Annotated in this window: 17 protein-coding genes and 1 riboswitch; of the genes, 5 read left to right on the forward strand and 12 right to left on the reverse strand. The window is 71.5% G+C overall.

From position 1 onward, the window contains the following. Genes ABT001_RS33205 through ABT001_RS33225 form a run of 5 tightly spaced genes read right to left on the reverse strand, consistent with a single transcriptional unit; the run spans window position 1 to window position 4,045 of the window. The gene (locus ABT001_RS33205; RefSeq protein ID WP_351285143.1) at window positions 1-1,308 is read right to left on the reverse strand and encodes a cytochrome P450 family protein; all 1,308 of its coding nucleotides are present in this window, start codon (window positions 1,306-1,308) and stop codon (window positions 1-3) included. Further along, window positions 1,305-1,919, reverse strand: a complete 615-nt coding sequence (locus ABT001_RS33210) for a GTP-binding protein (RefSeq protein WP_351285145.1) — start codon at window positions 1,917-1,919, stop codon at window positions 1,305-1,307. The genes ABT001_RS33205 and ABT001_RS33210 overlap by 4 nt, the downstream gene beginning before the upstream one ends. Further along, the gene (locus ABT001_RS33215; RefSeq protein WP_351285147.1) at window positions 1,897-2,250 is read right to left on the reverse strand and encodes a DUF742 domain-containing protein; all 354 of its coding nucleotides are present in this window, start codon (window positions 2,248-2,250) and stop codon (window positions 1,897-1,899) included. The genes ABT001_RS33210 and ABT001_RS33215 overlap by 23 nt, the downstream gene beginning before the upstream one ends. Then, complete coding sequence (locus ABT001_RS33220; protein ID WP_351285149.1) at window positions 2,247-2,669, reverse strand: roadblock/LC7 domain-containing protein; 423 nt, start codon at window positions 2,667-2,669, stop codon at window positions 2,247-2,249. Before ABT001_RS33220 ends, ABT001_RS33215 begins: the two co-directional genes overlap by 4 nt. Continuing rightward, window positions 2,666-4,045 (reverse strand): ATP-binding protein, encoded by a 1,380-nt coding sequence (locus ABT001_RS33225; RefSeq protein ID WP_351285150.1) that lies wholly within the window; start codon window positions 4,043-4,045, stop codon window positions 2,666-2,668. The genes ABT001_RS33220 and ABT001_RS33225 overlap by 4 nt, the downstream gene beginning before the upstream one ends. A 571-nt stretch (window positions 4,046-4,616) precedes the next feature. Here ABT001_RS33225 and ABT001_RS33230 point away from each other — a divergent pair. Beyond that, entirely contained in the window at window positions 4,617-5,510 is an 894-nt protein-coding gene (locus tag ABT001_RS33230; protein WP_351285152.1) for an SIS domain-containing protein, read from the forward strand. 68 nt (window positions 5,511-5,578) lie between these two features. On the opposite strand, the gene ABT001_RS33235 is transcribed toward ABT001_RS33230, so the two are convergent. Both ABT001_RS33235 and ABT001_RS33240 read right to left on the reverse strand, forming a co-directional pair. Then, window positions 5,579-6,187 carry a hypothetical protein gene (locus ABT001_RS33235; RefSeq protein WP_351285153.1) on the reverse strand — a complete coding sequence of 203 codons (609 nt, stop codon included), beginning with the start codon at window positions 6,185-6,187 and terminating at the stop codon, window positions 5,579-5,581. 201 nt (window positions 6,188-6,388) lie between these two features. Continuing rightward, entirely contained in the window at window positions 6,389-7,234 is an 846-nt protein-coding gene (locus ABT001_RS33240) for a transglycosylase SLT domain-containing protein (protein WP_351285155.1), read from the reverse strand. A 2-nt stretch (window positions 7,235-7,236) separates the two neighbouring features. Further along, window positions 7,237-7,417: riboswitch (cyclic di-AMP (ydaO/yuaA leader) on the reverse strand. A 472-nt stretch (window positions 7,418-7,889) separates the two neighbouring features. Between ABT001_RS33240 and ABT001_RS33245 the strand changes: the two genes are divergently transcribed. Genes ABT001_RS33245 through ABT001_RS33255 form a run of 3 tightly spaced genes read left to right on the forward strand, consistent with a single transcriptional unit; the run spans window position 7,890 to window position 11,060 of the window. Next, the gene (locus ABT001_RS33245; protein WP_351285156.1) at window positions 7,890-8,285 is read left to right on the forward strand and encodes a TOBE domain-containing protein; all 396 of its coding nucleotides are present in this window, start codon (window positions 7,890-7,892) and stop codon (window positions 8,283-8,285) included. A gap of 29 nt (window positions 8,286-8,314) precedes the next feature. Continuing rightward, the gene (modA, locus tag ABT001_RS33250) at window positions 8,315-9,088 is read left to right on the forward strand and encodes a molybdate ABC transporter substrate-binding protein (RefSeq protein ID WP_351285157.1); all 774 of its coding nucleotides are present in this window, start codon (window positions 8,315-8,317) and stop codon (window positions 9,086-9,088) included. A gap of 31 nt (window positions 9,089-9,119) precedes the next feature. Beyond that, a complete protein-coding gene (locus ABT001_RS33255) occupies window positions 9,120-11,060 on the forward strand; it encodes an ABC transporter permease (RefSeq protein WP_351285158.1) in 1,941 nt (646 codons plus the stop codon). 6 nt (window positions 11,061-11,066) lie between these two features. On the opposite strand, the gene ABT001_RS33260 is transcribed toward ABT001_RS33255, so the two are convergent. Both ABT001_RS33260 and ABT001_RS33265 read right to left on the reverse strand, forming a co-directional pair. After that, a complete protein-coding gene (locus ABT001_RS33260) occupies window positions 11,067-11,519 on the reverse strand; it encodes a flavodoxin family protein (protein ID WP_351285159.1) in 453 nt (150 codons plus the stop codon). 94 nt (window positions 11,520-11,613) lie between these two features. After that, the gene (locus tag ABT001_RS33265; protein ID WP_351285160.1) at window positions 11,614-13,884 is read right to left on the reverse strand and encodes a heavy metal translocating P-type ATPase; all 2,271 of its coding nucleotides are present in this window, start codon (window positions 13,882-13,884) and stop codon (window positions 11,614-11,616) included. 197 nt (window positions 13,885-14,081) lie between these two features. On the opposite strand from ABT001_RS33265, the gene ABT001_RS33270 reads away from it, so the two are divergent. After that, entirely contained in the window at window positions 14,082-15,023 is a 942-nt protein-coding gene (locus ABT001_RS33270; protein WP_351285161.1) for a DUF8832 domain-containing protein, read from the forward strand. 6 nt (window positions 15,024-15,029) lie between these two features. Here ABT001_RS33270 and ABT001_RS33275 read toward each other — a convergent pair whose 3' ends face one another. The 3 genes from ABT001_RS33275 to ABT001_RS33290 form a co-directional block, all read right to left on the reverse strand. Next, entirely contained in the window at window positions 15,030-15,458 is a 429-nt protein-coding gene (locus ABT001_RS33275; protein ID WP_351285162.1) for an NUDIX hydrolase, read from the reverse strand. Between the two features lie 212 nt (window positions 15,459-15,670). Then, complete coding sequence (locus ABT001_RS33285; RefSeq protein ID WP_351285163.1) at window positions 15,671-16,999, reverse strand: enolase C-terminal domain-like protein; 1,329 nt, start codon at window positions 16,997-16,999, stop codon at window positions 15,671-15,673. A 47-nt stretch (window positions 17,000-17,046) separates the two neighbouring features. After that, on the reverse strand, window positions 17,047-18,384 hold the full coding sequence (locus ABT001_RS33290; protein WP_351285165.1) for a gluconate:H+ symporter: 1,338 nt from the start codon (window positions 18,382-18,384) through the stop codon (window positions 17,047-17,049). Between the last annotated feature and the right edge of the window lie 124 nt (window positions 18,385-18,508).

Here is an 18,508-nt window from a genome sequence, read left to right on the forward strand (position 1 = left end):
TCACCCGTTCGGCGTACCACCGACACGGATTTGAACGTGATCGACGTCGTCCGGTGCACCCCCGCCGTCATGTACGGGGATCGTGTCGAGCGGCGTGAAACGTACCGGGAGGTGCGCCGGGGCGCGGTGGAAGGGGCCCGGCCGCCAGACCAGCGCGTCGGGCTCGACGGCCAGTTCCAGGTCGCAGAGCTGACTGGTGAGCTGTTCGATCGCGGTCATCGCCATCAGCAGGGCGGACTGCTTGGCCGGACAGCGGTGCGGCCCCGTCGACCACGCCAGGTGGGCGCCGTCGCCTGAGCGCACCGCGGAGTCCGAAAGGGCGGGGAGCGACTGGGTGTTGGCCGCGGCGAAGGAGACCAGCACCAGCTGCCCGGAGCGCAGCGGAACCCCGTGGAACTCGGTGTCGTGACGGGGGAAGTGCGCCCCCATGTTGGCCAGGGGAGGATCGCGCCAGAGCACGTCGTCGATCGCCTCGCGCGCGGTCATCGCGCCGCCGTGCAGGGATCTTCCGTAGCCGCTGTCGCTCAGCATGCGCAGCAGGGCGTTGCCGATCAGATTCGTCGTGGGGTCGTGGCCCGCGCTGAGGATGAGCGTGATCTGCCGCACGGCCTCGTCGTCGTCGAGACCCGCCGGGTGTTCGAGCAGGGCCGTGGTGAGATCGCGGCCCGGCCGGGCCCGCCGTGCGGCGACCAGGCCGGAGACCACGCCGACGAGGTCGTCGTACGCGGCCGCCGCGTCCCCTTCGGAGTCCATCATCCCGCCGACGCCCCTGACCACCCTGCCGACGTCCTCCGGCGGCACTCCGAGCGAAGCGGTGAAGACGTGGAGGGGGAGCCTGCGGGCGTACTGGGCGATGAGGTCACCGGTGCCGGTGCCCGAGAACGCCGCGATGAGCCGCTGCGCGACCCGGGCGACCTCGCCACGCAGCCGGTGGGGTTCGATCAGGGCGAGGGTGTCGGTGATGGCGTCGCGGTAGCGGGCGTGCACGGCACCGTCGGTGAAGGCCGCGGTGGGCCGGTGCCCGAGCACGGGCAGGACCGGCGAGTCGGCCGGCACACCCGCCTGCCAGGCACGCGGGTCCTTGGTGAAGGTCTCGGTGTCCCGCAGCAGGTCGACGGCCGCGTGGTAGTCGGTGACCAGCAGTGCGTCGACGCCCGGGGCGATGCGCACCCTTGCCAGCGGCCCCTGGGCCCGCAGCCTGCGGTAGTGACCGTGCGGATCGGCGGCGAAGCCGGCACCGTACAGCGCGAGCGGCTCGAGGAGCGGGCGGTCGGCGCCGGGTGCGGTACCGGTCACGGGAGAGGTCATGGGGTTTCCTGGGACGCGGGCAGACGGGTCAGCGCGTGCTCGGCGAGGGCGATCAGGGCGTCGATGCTGCCCCGGCGCTCCCGGGCGTCGCACTGCACGAGCGGGGTGCGGGGATCGAGGTCGAGGTGCTTGCGCAGGACCTCGTCGGCGTGGGCGGGGGCGTCGGGAAAGCGGTTCACGGCGACGGCGTACGGCAGCCCCTGCTCCTCCACCATGTCCATGACGGCGAAGGAGTCCTCCAGCCGGCGGGTGTCGACCATGACCAGGGCGCCGAGCGCACCGCGTGCGATGTCCTCCCAGAGGGGGAAGAAGCGTTCCTGACCGGGGGTGCCGAACATGTAGAGCACCAGGTCGTCCTGGACGGTGAGTCTCCCGAAGTCGACGGCCACCGTGGTCGTGGTCTTCTCCGGCAGACCGGCGATGTCGTCGAGTCCCGTACTGGACTGCGTCATCGCCTCTTCCGTGTGCAGGGTCGGGATCTCCGACAGCGTACGGATCAGGGTCGTCTTGCCCACGCCGAAGGGACCCGTGACGACGAGCTTCATCAGGGTCTCGGCGGCACTCGGCAGATAGCCGATGACGCCCCGGTCAGTGGAGGGAACGGAGTCCAACGAGCAGCCTCTCGACGAGCGACCGGTCGATCTCACCGGCGCTGGGGATCGGTGGTCGAGCGTGCAGATGTCCGGCGGCCACGAGGTCCGTGGCCAGGAAGACCGTGGCGCTGACCGGGAGGTCCAGATGGGCAGCGCATTCCACGACGGTGAGTGCCCCCGGCTCCAGGAGCTCGCACAGCCTGCGCTGCTCCGCACCGCTGTCCGGCGGCAGGACCGAGTCCGTGCGGAGGAGCACGGCCAGCCGGTCGAGCACGGGGCCGGTGGGCGCGGAGCGGCCACCGGTGACCAGGTAGGCGGGGATCAGTCGGCGCCCTGGGCCGGGGTTCATGGCCGGGTGACAGCGTCCGGTCGGCGGGTGGGCGCGTGCATGGCCCGGGTCAGTGCGGTGACCTGCACCTGCATCTGGTAGGCGATGTTCCCCAGGTGGGCGTCGGGGGCGGCGAACAGGGCCAGCGTGGTGTTCCTGCCGGCCGGCACGACGACGGCGAACCCCAGGTCGGACTCCACGACCGTCTGGGCCAGCCGCGGCGCCTCGGCCTCGGTGAAGGCGGTGGTGAAGGCTCGGGCCGCCGCGTGCAGGGTGGCCGTCATCGCGGCGACGCGTTCGGCCGACGCGCGGTCCAGGCCCGGCGAGGCGCCTTCGACGAGCCCGTCGCCGGTGGCGACCACCGCGTGCTGCACTCCGGGCAGCTCCAGCAGGGGGGTCAGCACCCAGGCGAGGTCGCCGGCGGTGGGGGTGGTGCTCACGTCTCGTCGTCTCCTTGGTCGTCCGATGGGGATGCTGGGGGTGCCGCGGGCCCTGGCGCGTTCCTGCCGCTGAGGGTGCCCTCCTGGAGGGCGGCCCAGGCGGCTCCGGCCTGCTCGGGCGTGCGGAGCGCGGGCTCCTCCGCCGCCTGCTGCGGAGCCGTCGGCGGCTGCGGGACGGCCGTCCGGGGGGATCTGCGCCGTCGGGTGGGCAGCTCCGCCGGACCCGCCGCGCGCTCGACGGCGGGATCCGGCTCGGCGGGTGGCGGGGACGCGGCGAGGGCGTCGGGTGCGGGCGAGGCGGCTCCGGCCCCGGCACCCCGCGCGTGGACCGGTTTCGGCGCGAGCACGGACAGGGTGCGGTCGTCGTCCATCACGGTCAGCAGATGGGCCGGGACGCGCAGCATCGTGCGCATCCCTCCGTACGGCGACGCCTCGATGTGGCAGCTGAAGCCGTACCGCGCGATGAGCCGCCCGACCACGGCGAAGCCGGTCTGCGGCGGATCGCCCAGCTCGGTGAGCAGCACCTCGGAGGGGCCGGACAGCAGGGCCCGGGCGCGCTTCAGCGCGTCGTCGTCCATGCCGATCCCGGCGTCGTCGACCAGGATCAGAGCACCGCGCCCCGCCGTCTGCTGGACCGTCACCGGCACCTCGGTGTCCGGATGCGAGTACGCCGTCGCGTTGGCCAGCAGCTCGGCGAGCGCGATCGCGAGCGGTTCGGCGGCCCTGGCGACCAGGGCGAGCCTCTCCTGGCGCAGATGGTTGGCGACCTTGATCCGTTCGTACCCCGCGACCCGGGACTGCGCACCGAGCACGACCTCGACGAGAGAGGAGTTCTGCCGGGCGAGTCCCGGCCACGCGTCGCAGAGCACGGCCGTCGCCTGGGTGCGGCGCAGGGCCAGTTCGTTACGGAAGTCGAGCTGCAGGATCCGCGGGTCGTCGTACTCGTGCTGGAGTTCCTGCAGCAGGTGCTGCGACTGGTTGAGAAGCGACTGGATCTTCGCGGAGGTGCCGCGCATCGCCGAGCGCGCCGCCGCGTCGACGCGCACGCGTTCCTCCAGCACCGCCGTGCGGGCCGCCTGTACGGCGTCGGTCAGCAGGCGTGCGGCGTCGCCCTCGATCCCGGCGGCCTCCCGCAGCCCGGGAACAGCCGCGGTCCGGTGGGAGAGCGCGGTCGCCGCTGCGGGTATCCGCTTGCGGGCGAGCTGACGTATCTCCTCGGTGAGGGCGAGGGTGCGGGCCTCGGCGGCCCTGGCCTGACGCTCGATCAGTTCCACGCGTGCGGAGGCCGCGTACGCGTCCCGCCTGGCCTGTTGCATCCGGGAGACCGACCACAGCGCGGCGGCGACGGCGATCAGGGCCACGATCCATGCCACCACGCCGTCACCGCGTCCCTGTTGTCGGAGCGGGGCCGTCGTTCCCGGGCGTGCCGCGCGGCGGTACGGAGAACCCGCGTCCGGCCGGACCGCAGCCACTCTCCCGCGGCGACCAGGCGCACGGCCCCTCGCCGAGGTCCACGACGTCCCCACCCCTGATCGGCATGGGCCGATTATGCCGACCCCGATACGGCCGCGTGTTCGAACTCGGCCATCCCGCCTGCCCTATGGCGTGAAACCGACCCCCTCCCGATCGGACCGTCACCCTCCGGTGACCGTCCGGGGTTGCCGCACGCCGGCCCCTCACACCCTTCACTTCCACATGTTCTGACATGTCGGTCGTTGACTTCGTGCCACGTGAGGGATACCCGCACGGAGGCAACAGAACCGGAATCAGCCGACTACCCACCGAGCTTGGCTGAAAACAGTCGCATCGTGGACTGCTTGATCACCAACAGTTTGCTTGTTCTTGCTCGATCGACCCGACTAACATGCAGAATTGAACACGTGGGCATCGATTTCAGCCAGCCCCACCCCCACCATGTGTGAACAGCAGCGGAAGCGGAGTGCGGACATGTCGCATGTCGAGACCGAGACAGCCGGCCAGCCGGAGTGCTGGCGCCGTGCCGCGGAGGCCGCCGTCGACCGGAAGGACGCCCTGCCCGCCACCGGTGAGCGCATCGCCGTCGTCGGCTGCGGGACGTCGTATTACATGGCCCAGGCCTACGCCTCACTCCGTGAGGACTCCGGGCAGGGCGAGTCGGACGCGTACGCCGCCTCGGAGTTCCCCTTCGGCCGCGCGTACGACCGGGTCGTCGCGCTGACGCGTTCCGGTACGACGACGGAGGTGCTCGGCCTGCTGAACCGGCTGCGGGGGGCCACCAGGACCGTTGCCGTGACCGCCGATCCGCACACTCCCGTGATGGGCGCGGCCGACGACGTGGTCGTCCTCGACTTCGCCGACGAACGGTCCGTGGTCCAGACGAGGTTCGCGACCACCTCGCTGACCCTGTTCCGCGCCCACCTCGGGCTGCACACCGAGGACGTCGTACGGGACGCCGAGACCGCCTTGGCGGAGCCGCTGCCCGAAGGCCTGCTGGACTGCGCCCAGTTCAGCTTCCTGGGGCGCGGCTGGACGGTCGGGCTCGCCAACGAGGCGGCCCTCAAGATGAAGGAGGCGTCGCTGTCCTGGACCGAGTCGTACCCGGCGATGGAATACCGGCACGGCCCCATCAGCATCGCCACGACCGGCACGGCGACCTGGATGTTCGGCGCCGCCCCGGAGGGGCTGCGGGAGCAGGTGCTGGCGACCGGGGCCCGCTGGGTGGAGAGCGGCCTGGACCCGCTGGCCGACCTGGTCCGGGTGCAGCGGCTGGCGATCGCCCGCGCGGCGGCCCGCGGTCTCGATCCCGACCTGCCGCGCCATCTGACCCGCTCCGTGGTGCTCGACCCGTCAGCGGGCGCCTGAAGGCCCCGGGGCATGCCGCGTACCGGGCCGGCGGGCGGCCCGGTACGCGGCCTCGGCCATGACGGGGGTCAGGCCTCTTCGAAGTAGGCGTCCAGCGCCTCGTCGAGTTCGGCCGTCCACGTCTTCAGGTCACTCCGGGCGGCGGCCTCGACCTCGGCGTTGAACCACCGGCGGCTCGACAGGTGGACGGTCACGGTGAACCGGCGCCCGAAACGGCCGGTCTTGACCTCGACCGCGCCGATCTCGGACCAGTCGAACTCCGCCTCCTGGTCGTCGAGCCGGAAGCGGACGCCCTCGGCGTCCACTTTGATGGACCCTCGCCGGTCGCTGACCTCGAAGACGGGCCCGTCCTCCTTGCGGGCGGCCTCGGCGTCCGGGGTCGCCTCGTCAGCCGGGGCCTCGTCCGGGGTCGCCTCGTCAGCCGGGGCCTCGTCCGGGGTCGCCTCGTCAGCCGGGGCCTCGTCCGGGGTCGCGTCCTCGGCAGCCGTGGAATCGTCCACGGCCTCCTCGGCCTGCGCGTCCACGGCCGCTTCCTCCGGGGTGCCCTCGGTCGCCGCCGTCTTCTCCGCTTCCGCCTCCGTCCGCGCGGGGGCAGGGGCCGTCAGGCCGGGGATGTACGCCGGGTCTGTACCCGCGGCGAACTCGGACTTGATCTTCGAATCTATGCGCTGCTCCACGGCGGGCAGTATGGACGACGAAGCTGTACGAGACCAGTCACCCGGGCTCCGCCCGGCCTGTCGCCGGTGCTCCGGCCGCCCGGCACGGCGTACCCCGGAGACGACTGACGGGTGGTGCGGGTTCCGCCGAACCCGCACCACCCGTCAGTCCTGTCCCTCTGTCACACGCCCGTGCGTCAGCGGTTCCGCCTCCGCGAGGACTCAGTAGGCCCCGAAGACGTTGTCGATCGAGCCGTACCTGTCCGCGGCGTAGTTGCACGCGGCCGTGATGTTGGCGACCGGGTCGTAGCTGTCCGTCGACGTACCGGGCACGTGGTAGGCCTGGAAGGTCGGGTCGATGACCTGGAGCAGGCCCTTGGACGGGATGCCCGCAGCGGCGTTGGAGTCCCAGTTGTTGATGGCCAGCGGGTCGCCGGCGGACTCGCGGATGATGTTGCGGTGGATGCCGTCGTAGCTGCCGGGGATGCCGTGCTCGGCCATGACGGCCAGCGACTCCTTGATCCAGCCGTCGAGGTCGTCCGTGTACGCGGCCGGTTCGGCGGCCGGAACGGCCTCGGCCGCCGGCGCGCCCTCGGCGGCGACGGTGTCGCTCGTACGCTCTGAGCGATCGGCGCGGCCGGACGAGGCGGAGGCCTTGGATTCGGCCTTCTCCGCCTTGTCCGCCGACTTGTTGTCGGCGTCGGCGCCGATGGTCAGCTGAAGACCGGGAAGAATCAGGTCGGGGTTTCCGCCGACGATCTTCTGATTGTCCTCGTACAGAGCCTTCCAGCCACCGCTCACGGAATGCTCGCGCGCGATCTTGGCAAGAGTGTCACCCGCGACCACGGAATAGGTGGCGGTCTCGGACTTCTGTGCGGCAATTCCCTTGCCGGACACGGCAGTAGACGTCGCCGCCTTTTCGACCGCGGCCGGCTGGGCCGGAGCGGCGAATGCGCCGGTCGCGCCGATCACCGGAAGGGCAAGGGCGGCTCCACCCGTGGTCACGGCGATGATGCCGCGAGTCAGCGAACTGGTCCTGAAACGACGGTGCTTACCATTTTCGGGCATGCTGGATTCCTCTCCGTCGCCTGCGAAGTGAGCTGTCGGGTTCGGGCTGGAGATGCCCGGCCGCATACGAATGCGACTTCACCCCGAGCCGCTCCGGTAACCGGATCGGCACTTACTTGGGTCCCCCGCTCCTGCCGTACGAAGAAGTGGTCGGGTAACCGGACGGCGGCAGGATTCGGCGTTCCGCCCGGAGTGATGGCGACCGTAGGCGAGAAATAGGGAAAGGAACAAGCCTGGCGCGGTGATCACAATTCCCCCGCAAGATCGATTCATGGGAATTCATGTAATCCACCCCACACCGAGCCGGGCATTCCCGTTGGCACAGAAGGGAACCGACTGCCGCGCCCGTGCGTCCGGGGCGCGCGAAGTGACCCTCGTCACCGAGTCCGATTCGGGCGTTTTGCTCCAGAGAGAAGGGGTGCGGGTCGCACGAAATGACCTTTTATGGATTACGGGATGAATTCAATAAAACTAGATTAAATCGGGCATAAAACCCATAACTGACCCCATCTAGGCAAACCGCAAGTGGATGCCGGTGGAGCCATGGCCTCTACAGCCCCACTGCGAGGTACACCCTCAACGACACCTCGCATCTGCCAGGCACTGTGCTCACATACATTGCACATGCGCCCGTGATCCCCATATCGTGTCGCACATGCAGTCCTACACCATCGGTCAGGCGGCACGTCTCCTCGGCGTGAGCCCGGACACCACCCGCCGCTGGGCGGACGCCGGCAGGGTCGCGACCCATCGCGACGAAGCCGGGCGCCGTCTCATCGACGGCCGTGATCTGGCCGCCTTCTCGGTCGAGGTCGCCCAGGTCGGCCCCGGCGAGGACGAAGTCCCCTACACCTCCGCGCGGAACGCCTTCCCCGGCATCGTCACCGCGGTGAAGCTCGGTGACATCGCGGCCCAGGTCGAGATCCAGGCCGGCCCGCACCGCCTCGTCTCCCTCCTCACCCGGGAAGCCGTCGAGGAGCTGGGGCTCGAGGTCGGCATGCGGGCCACGGCCCGGGTGAAGTCGACCAGCGTGCACATCGACCGCGCCTGACGCGACGGCCCCCACCGAGGAGTTCTCCGATGCCCTTCCCCCTCACCGGCCGCCGGACCGGGGCCGCGGCCCTGTCGGTGGCACTGCTCGCCACCCTGGCCGCGTGCGGCAGCGACGACGGCAACGACTCCGCCGCGCCGGACACCGAGCTGACCGTGCTCGCCGCTTCCTCGCTGACCGACGTCTTCGCGACGGCCGGTGCCGCGTACGAGAAGGAGCACCCCGGCACGGAGGTCACCTTCTCCTTCGCCGGGTCGCAGGAACTCGCCGCCCAGGTGAGGCAGGGCGCTCCCGCCGACGCCCTGGTCACCGCCGACACCAGGACGATGGACGGGCTTTCGGCGGACACCGGCAAGCCGACGGTCATCGCGAGGAACCGTCTGGTCATCGCCACCGGCCGAGGAAACCCCGAGAAGGTCCTCGGCCTCGCGGATCTCGCCGATCCCGCCCTCAAGGTGGTCCTGGCCGCCCCCGAGGTCCCCGTCGGCCGCTACGGCCGGCAGGTCCTGGACGCCCAGGGGATCGACGTGAAGCCGGTGTCCCAGGAACCCAACGTCCGAGCCGTCCTCAGCAAGATCGAGCTCGGCGAGGCGGATGCCGGCCTCGTCTACCGGACGGATGCCGCCGCCACCGGCAAGGTCGACGCGATCGACATCCCCGACGCGCAGAACGCCATCGCGTCCTATCCGGCCGCGACACTGAAGTCGTCCGGTGACGCCGGGGCCGCGGCCGCCTTCGTGTCCTGGCTGTCCACACCCGAGGCGCAGAGGATCCTCCAGGCCGCGGGCTTCCAGAAACCATGACCCGGCCTGGCCGGACCCGTAGGGGAACGCGTTGAAACAGCTCCGCCGCCGCCCGTCCGGCCCCCGCACCCCGCTCGCCCTGGCGATCCCCGCACTGCTCGCCGTCGCGTTCCTGGTGCTGCCGCTGGCCGGCGTCCTGGCACGGACGTCCTGGGGTGAGCTCGGCACCCATCTGACCAGTCCCGGGACCACACAGGCCCTGAAGCTGTCACTGCTCGTCTCGGCCTGGGCGCTCGGGCTCTCGCTCGTGCTGGGCGTGCCCCTGGCCTGGGTGCTGGCCCGCGTCGACTTCCCCGGCAAGGCCCTCGTACGCTCGCTCGTCCTGCTGCCGATGGTGCTGCCGCCGACCGTCGGCGGTGTGGCCCTGCTCCTCGCCTTCGGGCGGCGGGGGCTCCTCGGGCCCTGGCTGGAGGACACGTTCGGCATCACCCTGCCGTTCCACACCTCGGGCACGGTCCTCGCCGCGACCTTCGTCGCGATGCCGTTCCTCGTCATCAGCCTCGAAGGCGCCTTGGGTGGCCTGCATCCACGCTACGAGGAGACGGCCGCCTCCCTGGGCGGCTCCCCCGTGCGTGTGTTCTTCACGGTGACCCTGCCCATGGTCGCCCCCGGTCTGGCCGCGGGCGCGGCGCTGACCTGGGCCCGGGCGCTGGGCGAGTTCGGGGCGACCATCACCTTCGCCGGCAATCTGCCGGGCACCACCCAGACCCTTCCCCTGCAGGTGTACCTACTCCTCCAGGAGTCCCCCGAGGCGGCCACCTCCGTCTCGCTGCTGCTGCTCGCCATCGCCATGGCGGTGCTCGTCGCCCTGCGCGGACGCTGGGCGGGCACGCCCCGCTCCGCCGCCCCCTCGCACCGCCCCGTCGAGGAGCCGCCCGCCCCGGAGCCCCCCGAGGACAGCACGCGGGCGCCCGACGCGCTTCCCGCGCCGAGCGAGGGCCGGCCGCTGCACGCCGAGGTCAGTGGCTTCACCCAGCTCACCCTCGACGCGGAACCGGGCACGACCATCGCCGTCGTCGGTCCGAACGGCGCGGGCAAGACGACCCTGCTGCGCGCGCTCCTCGGTCTGACGCCGCGCGCCCACGCCGCGCTGCGGCTCGGGGACACCGACATCGGCGGCCTGCCCCCGCACCGGAGGGACGTGGCGTGGGTCCCGCAGGACGGCGCCCTCTTCCCGCACCTCTCCGCCCTGGCCAACACCGCGTACGGGCTCCGCGCCCACGGGATGCCGCGCGCCGAGGCCCGGCGCGCCGCACGGCAGTGGCTCGACCGTCTCGGCGTCGGGCACCTCGCGGCGCGTAAGCCCGCCCAGCTCTCCGGCGGACAGGCCCAGCGGGTCGCGCTGGCCCGCGCACTGGCCGCGCGGCCCCGGCTGCTCCTCCTGGACGAGCCCCTCGCCGCCCTCGACCAGACCACCCGTGCCCATGTACGCCACACCCTCCGCACCCACCTCGACGGCTTCGGGGGCGTCTGTCTGATCGTCACGCACGATCCCGTCGAGGCCGTCTCGCTGGCCGACCGCGTCCTCGTGCTCGACGAGGGCCGGGCGCTGCAGGACGCGCCCCCCGGCGAGGTCACCCGCCATCCGCGCTCGCCCTGGGTCGCCCGGATGCTCGGCCGTAACGCCTGGCCGGGCACGGCCACGGCCGAGGGCCTCCGACTGTCCGGCGGTGGCCGTCTCGTCGCCGCGGAACCGCTGCCCCCCGGCACTCCGGCGCTCGCGGTCATCGGCCCCGAAGCCGTCTCCGTCCACCGCGACCGGCCGGGTGGCAGCCCGCGTAACGTCTGGCCGGGTACGGTCCGTGAGATCACCGCCGTCGGCAGCCGGCTGCGCGTGCTGATCTCCTCGGCCGAGGCACCCGATCTCGTCGCGGAGATCACCCCGCAGGCCGCCGCCGAACTGGGGCTGGCCGAAGGGGTGCCGGTCTGGACCGGGGTGAAGGCGACCGAGGCGACTCTCGTCCCGCGGTGAGGCCCGTCAGTCCATCAGTCCGGCGGCGAGCGTCGCGCCGAGTTCCCAGCAGGCCTCGGTGTCGGCCCTGCCCGGCTCACCGGTGACGGTCACGGCGTCGGCCGTACGGCGCCATCCGAGGCCGGTGGTGATCGTCTCGATGCCGCGCACGGCTCCGGTGACGTCGTTCCCGCCGTGCACGTAGTAACCGAAGGGCCGGCCCTTCGTCCCGTCCAGGCACGGGTAGTACACCGTGTCGAAGAAGTGCTTGAGGGCGCCGGACATGTATCCGAGGTTCGCCGGGGTGCCGAGCAGATAGCCGTCGGCGGCGAGTACGTCGGACGCCGTGGCGGCGAGTGCCGCTCGTCGCACGACGCGTACGCCTTCGATGTCCTCCGTCGTCGCGCCGGCGAGCACCGCTTCGAACAGTGCCTGGCAGTTGGGCGACGGTGTGTGATGCACGATCAGCAGAGTGGCCACGCCTGCACCCTGCCGCCCCGGTCCGCCGGACGCAAACCACGGATCCCCGCGCCCGCGCGGTGCGGGGGCGGGGCACGGGGCGTCGCGAGCGGTCTCAGACGGTGGGGCGGAAGCCGCGCAGGCGCAGGCTGTTGCCGACGACGAAGACCGAGGAGAAGGCCATGGCCGCTCCGGCGATCATCGGGTTGAGCAGCCCGGCGGCGGCGAGCGGAAGGGCCGCCACGTTGTAGGCGAAGGCCCAGAACAGATTCGAGTGGATCGTGCCCAGCGTCCTGCGGGAGAGCCGGATGGCGTCGGCGGCCACCCTCAGGTCCCCGCGCACGAGCGTCAGGTCGCCGGCCTCGATGGCGGCGTCCGTGCCGGTCCCCATGGACAGGCCCAGGTCCGCCTGGGCGAGTGCGGCGGCGTCGTTGACACCGTCGCCGACCATGGCGACGCTGCGGCCTTCCGCCTGCAGTTTCCTGACGACCTCGACCTTGTCCTGCGGCATGACCTCGGCGATGACCTCGTCGATGCCGACCTCTGCCGCCACGGACGCGGCAACCGCCTTGTTGTCGCCGGTCAGCAGGACGGGCGTCAGGCCGAGGTCGCGCAGCCGCCGGACCGCCTCGGCGCTGGTCTCCTTGACCGCGTCGGCGACCTCCAGGACCGCGTGCGCCTCGCCGTCCCAGGCCACCGCGATCACGGTTCTCCCCGCCTCCTCGGCCAGGTCCTTGGCCGCCCTGAGCTCTTCGGGGAGCTCGATGGCCCATTCGGCCAGCAGCTTCTCGCGCCCGACGAGGACGGCGTGGCCCTCGACGACGCCCTGGACACCGAGACCCGGGACGTTGACGAAGTCCTCGGGGGTGGGCAGCGCGCCGACCTCGGCGGCGGCGCCCTCGGCCACGGCCCGGGCGATGGGGTGTTCGGAGGAGTGCTCCAGGGCGCCGGCGAGCCGCAGCACGTCGGCCTTGTCCGTGGACCCGGCGGTGTGGACCTTCAGCAGTGCCATGCGGCCGGTGGTGACGGTGCCCGTCTTGTCGAGGAGGATCGTGTCGACACGGCGCGTGGTCTCCAGGACCTCCGGCCCCTTGATCAGGATGCCGAGCTGGGCCCCGCGTCCGGTGCCGACCAGCAGGGCGGTCGGCGTGGCCAAACCCAGGGCGCAGGGGCAGGCGATGATCAGTACGGCGACGGCAGCCGTGAAGGCCGCCGTGAGTCCGGCGCCCGAGCCGAGCCAGAAGCCGAGTGTCGCGAGCGCCAGACCGATGACGATCGGCACGAAGACGGCGGAGATGCGGTCGGCCAGCCGCTGGGCGGCGGCCTTGCCGCTCTGGGCCTCCTCCCCGAGCGCGGCCATCCGGGCCAGCTGGGTGTCGGAGCCGATCCTGGTCGCCTCGACGACCAGACGGCCGCCCGCGTTGAGGGTCGCGCCGGTGACTCCGTCGCCGGCTGCGACCTCGACGGGCACGGACTCGCCGGTGAGCATCGAGACGTCGACGGCGGAGGAGCCCTCGACCACGACACCGTCGGTGGCGATCTTCTCGCCGGGCCGGACCAGGAAGCGGTCCCCGACGCCCAGCTCCGCGGTGGGCAGCGTGAGCTCACGGCCTCCGCGCAACACGATGACCTCCTTGGCGCCCAGCTCCAGGAGCGCCTTGAGCGCGGCGCCCGCCTTGCGCTTCGAGCGGGCCTCGAAGTACCGGCCGGCCAGGATGAAGGCCGTGACCCCGGCGGCGGCCTCCAGGTAGATGTTCCCCGCTCCGTCACTGCGGGAGATCGTGAACTCGAAGGGGTGCGTCATGCCGGGCATCCCGGCGGTTCCGAAGAAGAGCGCCCACAGCGACCACAGGAACGCGGCCGACGTGCCGACCGAGATCAGGGTGTCCATGGTGGCCGCACCGTGCCTGGCGTTGGTCCAGGCGGCGCGGTGGAAGGGCCACGCCGCGTAGGTGACGACCGGGGCGGCGAGCGTGAGGGAGAGCCACTGCCAGTACTCGAACTGGAGGGCGGGGATCATCGCCATCGCGATGACCGGCGCGGCGAGCAGGGCCGCCGTGAGGAGCCTCTGGCGCAGGGTCCGCAGCTCGACGTCTGCACGCCCCTCCTCGCCCTGGCCACCGGGCGCACCGGCGTCGCCTGGCTCGGGGCGGGGTGGTGCGGGCGGCTCGGCGGTGTAGCCCGTAGCCTCGACCGTGGCGATCAGGTCTTCGACGGAGACGTCGTCGGCGTACGCGACTCTGGCCTTCTCCGTGGCGTAGTTGACGGTGGCCTCGACGCCCTCCATGCGGTTGAGCTTCTTCTCGATCCGCGCCGCGCACGAGGCACAGGTCATGCCCCCGATGGCGAGCTCGACCCGGGCGGCGCCTGTAGTCGTGGAAGTCATTTCCTGCTCCTCGTCCGAACGGAACCCAGTATACCCCTCATGGGTATCCATCTGGTCTCAGGTATACCCCCCACCCGTATGCTTGGCAAGTCTCGGCAGTGCGACTTGCTCATACCCCCCGAGGGTATAGGCTCAAGAGAGTCGGACCATCGCGAGACCTCCACACGGACCTCCGCCACAGAGCAGCAGGAGCAGCCATGAACCCCGCCGCGAAGATCACTGCGTTCGCCGCCGCACTCGCGGCATCCTTCGGCACCGCCTACGGCATCGGCGTCACCGTCGGGCCCGACCCCGACAACGGCGCCACCGGCACCTCCGAGCGCACGGAGAGCGCCCGCCCCTCGGAGGGAGGCGGTCGCACAGACCCTCCCGCCGGCGGGCTCCAGATCTCCGAGGGCGGCTACACGCTCGACCTCAGGACCCCGCGCCTGGAGGCGGGCCAGCGGAGCGAGCTCCGCTTCGTCATCCGCGACCGGGACGGCCGGCAGGTCACGGCGTTCCAACGCGAGCACGACAAGGAACTCCATCTGATCCTCGCCTCACGCGACCTGGTGACCTACCGCCACCTGCATCCCACCCGGGCGGCCGACGGCACGTGGAGCACCCCCGTGAAGCTGCCCGCGGCGGGCGACTACCGGGTCTTCGCCGACTTCACCCCCGCCGGGAAGAACGCCGACGACCTGACGCTGGGCGCGGACCTCGCGGTCTCCGGTGCGTACAAGGCGAAGGAACTCCCGAAGCCCGCCCGGACATCCACGGTCGACGGGTACACGGTCTCCCTCAACGGCACCCTCCGCCCCGACGCGCCGGAGCACCTCACCTTCACCGTGCGGAAGGACGGCCGGCCCGTCTCCGACCTACAGCCCTATCTGGGGGCGTACGGGCATCTCGTCGCCCTGCGCGCCGGAGACCTCGCCTATCTCCACGTCCACCCCGACGGTGCGCCCGGCGACGGCTCGACCGAGCCCGGGCCGGGCGTGTCCTTCACCGCGACGGCACCGAGCCCGGCGACGTACCGGCTGTTCCTTGACTTCAAGCACGACGGCGTCGTCCGGACGGCGGCGTTCACCGTCCCGTCCGGAGGGGCGGCGGAGGCCCCTTCCACACCCGCGCCCACACCCGAGGGCCACGGGCACTGACGCGCTTCAGTCCTCGATGCGCCCCAGCCACTCGTCCTGCCCGTCGGCCAGCGGCTGCCCCAGCGGCAGGGGCACGAAGCGGCAGGCGAAGACGAGACCGGCGTCGGCGCCGCCGCCCTTCACCCGGTGATGCCATGCGTCAGGGGTGTCCGCCGGTGCCCGCAGCAGGAAGAAGGTGGTCCGGCGCGGCTGCCGCGTCTCCGGGTGCGGCCTGTCCTCCACGGCGAGGGGCCGGACCACGATGGCGGTCAGCAGTCCGGTCTCCTCGGCGACCTCCCGCAGCGCCGCGACCGACAGTTCCTCGCCCGGCTCGACTCCCCCTGCGGGCACCTGGGTTCCGGCCTCCGACATGCCGACGTGGTCGAACACGAGAAGCTCCGCGGCCGCACGACGACGGATCACATACGCGACGACACGGATTCTGGGCGGGGTCACTCTTCTCCTCCGGTTCAGCGACGCCGGCCGGGCCCGGCGTCCGGTACTGCTGCTGCGTGACGGCCGGTGTCTGGCCTCGGGTCCCGCCGATGAGGTGCTGACCGGTGATCAGGTCAGCACCTGCTTCGGCCACCCGGTCCGTCTCACCCGCTCCGAGGGCCGGTGGAGCGTACGGACGAGCCGGCCGGCCGGTGTGACGGAGGGCGCGCGGCCTACCGCACCAGGCAGGGCCGCTTCGCGTCGAACGTCCAGCCGGGGACGAGGTATCGCATGGCCTCCGCGTCGTCCCGGGCGCCGAGGGCCTTCTCCCGGTAGAGCTCGTGGGCCGCGAGGAGACGGTCCATGTCGAGTGTGACGCCCAGCCCCGGGGCGTCGGGGACCGCGATCTCGCCGTCGACGATGCGCGGCGGGCTGACGGTGAGCCGCTCCAGGCCCTCCTGCCAGATCCAGTGCGTGTCCAGGGCGTTGTAGGCGCCCGGAGCGGCGGCACCGCAGTGCGTGATCATGGCGAGTGAGATGTCGAAGTGGTTGTTGGAGTGGCATCCCCAGGTCAGGCCCATCGCGTTGCACAACTGGGCGACCCGCACCGACCCCTGCATGGTCCAGAAGTGCGGGTCGGCCAGCGGGATGGACACCGACTGCAGGGCCAGGGCGTGGGTCAGCTGCCGCCAGTCGGTGGCGATCATGTTGGTCGCGGTCGGGAGACCGGTCGCACGGCGGAACTCGGCGAGGACCTCTCGTCCCGAGTAGCCGTCCTCCGCCCCGCAGGGATCCTCGGCGTAGGCCAGGATGCCCACGAGCGGGGAACACAGCTCGACCGCCTCACGCAGTGACCAGGCCCCGTTGGGGTCCAGGGTGATCCGCGCGTCGGGGAAGCGGTCCTTGAGCGCCCGCACGGCACGGACCTCCTCGGCGCCCGCGAGGACTCCGCCCTTGAGCTTGAAGTCCCGGAAGCCGTAGAGGTCGTAGGCCGCTTCGGCCTGCCGGACGATCGCCTCGGGTGTGAGCGCCTCCTCGTGCCGGATGCGGTACCAGTCGACGTCGGAGCCGGGCTCGCGTACGTACTCCAGGTCGGTGCGGCCGGGGTCGCCCACGTAGAAGAGGTAGCCCAGCACCCGTACGGAGTCCCGCTGCCGGCCGTCACCCAGCAGCGCCGCGACCGGTACGCCGAGGTGCTGGCCCAGCAGGTCGAGGAGGGCCGACTCGACGCCGGTGACGGCGTGCACGGTGGTCCGCAGGTCGAAGGTCTGGGCGCCTCGCCCCTCCGAGTCGCGGTCCGCGAACCGGCTGCCGATCTCACGCAGGACGCGCTTGTAGTCACCCACCTTCGCGCCCAGGACCAGCGACTCGGAATCCCGAAGGGTCCGGGTGATCTTCTCCCCTCCGGGCACCTCGCCCAGGCCCGTACGGCCCTCGGAGTCCTTGAGGACGACGATGTTGCGGGTGAAGTAGGGGCCGTGGGCGCCGGAGAGGTTCAGCTCCATGCAGTCGCGGCCGGCGACGGGATAGACGGCGAAGTGGGTGATGGTCGGCTGGTTCATGCTGTTCGAGTCCTTGGTGACGAGGGAGGGGCGGGCCGGGGGCGGGTTCAGAGGCTCAGGGCGTCGAGGGCCCACTCGACCGCCAGTACGCCGCCGAGGCCGAGGACCGCGAGCACGGTCGTGTAGCCGGTGCGGACCTTGATCGCCTGGATGACCGAGAGATTGAAGTACTCCTTGAACAGCCAGAACCCCGGGTCGTTGACGTGGGAGAAGGCGATCGATCCGCAGGAGACGGCGAGCACCATCATCTCGGGGTGGGCGCCGCTGCCCGCCAGGAGCGGCAGCACGACCCCGGAGGCGGTGACCACGGCGACCGTCGCCGAACCGAGCGCGATGCGGAGGATGGCGGCGATGAGCCAGGCCAGGACGAGCGGCGAGATGGACCAGTGCTCGGTGATGTCCTTGATGTAGTCGGAGATCCCGCCTTCGACGAGCACGTTCTTGAAGGCGCCGCCCGCGCCGATGACCAGGAGGATCATCGCCATCGCCTTGGCCGCCGAGGTACAGGAGTCGCTGACCTCGGCCAGGCTGCGGCCGATCCGCGGTCCGAACGCCCAGGCCGCCAGGAGGAGGGCCAGCAGGAGCGCGATCGGCGCCGAGCCGATGAAGGTGACGGCGTGCAGGAGGGGGCTCTCGCCGGACGTGAGCATGTCGGTGACGGCCGCACCGGCGATCAGCACCACCGGGAAGAGGGCCACGAGCAGCGACCAGCCCATGCCGGGCATCTCCTCGTCGGTGAACTCGCGCTCACTGACCAGGCCCTTGGGTATGGACGGGTTCATGGCCTTGACGAACGGCAGGCGCGGCCAGAGGAGCGCGATGAGCGCGCCTGCCGGTACGGCGATGAAGAGGCCGTAGAACAGGGTGTGCCCCACGGAGGCGTGGAAGGTCGCGGCCACGGCGGTGGGGCCGGGGTGCGGCGGCAGGAAGCTGTGCATCGTGGACAGGGAGATCGACATCGGCAGGCCCACCCACAGCAGGTTGACCCCCGTGACCCGGACGAGCGTGAACGCGATGGGCACGATGATGATGAAGGCGACCTCGTAGAACATGGTCACGCCGATGAGCATGGACGTGACCACCATGGCCATCTGGACGCCGCGCGGCCCGAAGGCGTCGAGCAGCTTGCCCGCGATCCGCTGGGCCGCTCCGGAATCGCCCATGACCCGGCCGACCATGGCTCCCAGGCCGATGGTGAGCATGGTGTCGCCGATCTGGTCCCCGATGCCCGCCGAGAGGACGTCCGGGATCTCGATCGCCGGGATCCCCTGGACCAGCGCGACGCCGACCGCCACGAGCAGGAGGGCCGCGAAGCCGTTGAGTTTCATGCGGGTCATCAGGAGCAGCAGCACCAGAACGCTGATCCCGACCACGAGGAGCGGCATGTCAGTTCCCCTTTGAACTGTCGGACTGTGGGGGGTGCCTCTATGTCGTTCGTCAATCCTGCGCTGTCGGTTTTGGGGGTTTCGGTCCCGTTCATGTGGCGAGGGTGACGGCGGGGGTTCGGGA

The sequence above is a fragment of the Streptomyces sp. NPDC002793 genome, from assembly GCF_040295485.1.
Taxonomy (GTDB): Bacteria; Actinomycetota; Actinomycetes; order Streptomycetales; family Streptomycetaceae; genus Streptomyces.

What these genes read in the sequence shown, in the direction of transcription:
- ABT001_RS33205 (WP_351285143.1), bottom strand. Translation starts at nt 1,308, where the DNA reads ATGACCTCTCCCGTGACCGGTACCGCACCCGGCGCCGACCGCCCGCTC.
- ABT001_RS33215 (WP_351285147.1), bottom strand. Translation starts at nt 2,250, where the DNA reads ATGAACCCCGGCCCAGGGCGCCGACTGATCCCCGCCTACCTGGTCACC.
- ABT001_RS33230 (WP_351285152.1), top strand. Translation starts at nt 4,617, where the DNA reads ATGTCGCATGTCGAGACCGAGACAGCCGGCCAGCCGGAGTGCTGGCGC.
- ABT001_RS33240 (WP_351285155.1), bottom strand. Translation starts at nt 7,234, where the DNA reads ATGCCCGAAAATGGTAAGCACCGTCGTTTCAGGACCAGTTCGCTGACT.
- ABT001_RS33245 (WP_351285156.1), top strand. Translation starts at nt 7,890, where the DNA reads ATGCAGTCCTACACCATCGGTCAGGCGGCACGTCTCCTCGGCGTGAGC.
- modA (WP_351285157.1), top strand. Translation starts at nt 8,315, where the DNA reads ATGCCCTTCCCCCTCACCGGCCGCCGGACCGGGGCCGCGGCCCTGTCG.
- ABT001_RS33265 (WP_351285160.1), bottom strand. Translation starts at nt 13,884, where the DNA reads ATGACTTCCACGACTACAGGCGCCGCCCGGGTCGAGCTCGCCATCGGG.
- ABT001_RS33270 (WP_351285161.1), top strand. Translation starts at nt 14,082, where the DNA reads ATGAACCCCGCCGCGAAGATCACTGCGTTCGCCGCCGCACTCGCGGCA.
- ABT001_RS33285 (WP_351285163.1), bottom strand. Translation starts at nt 16,999, where the DNA reads ATGAACCAGCCGACCATCACCCACTTCGCCGTCTATCCCGTCGCCGGC.
- ABT001_RS33290 (WP_351285165.1), bottom strand. Translation starts at nt 18,384, where the DNA reads ATGCCGCTCCTCGTGGTCGGGATCAGCGTTCTGGTGCTGCTGCTCCTG.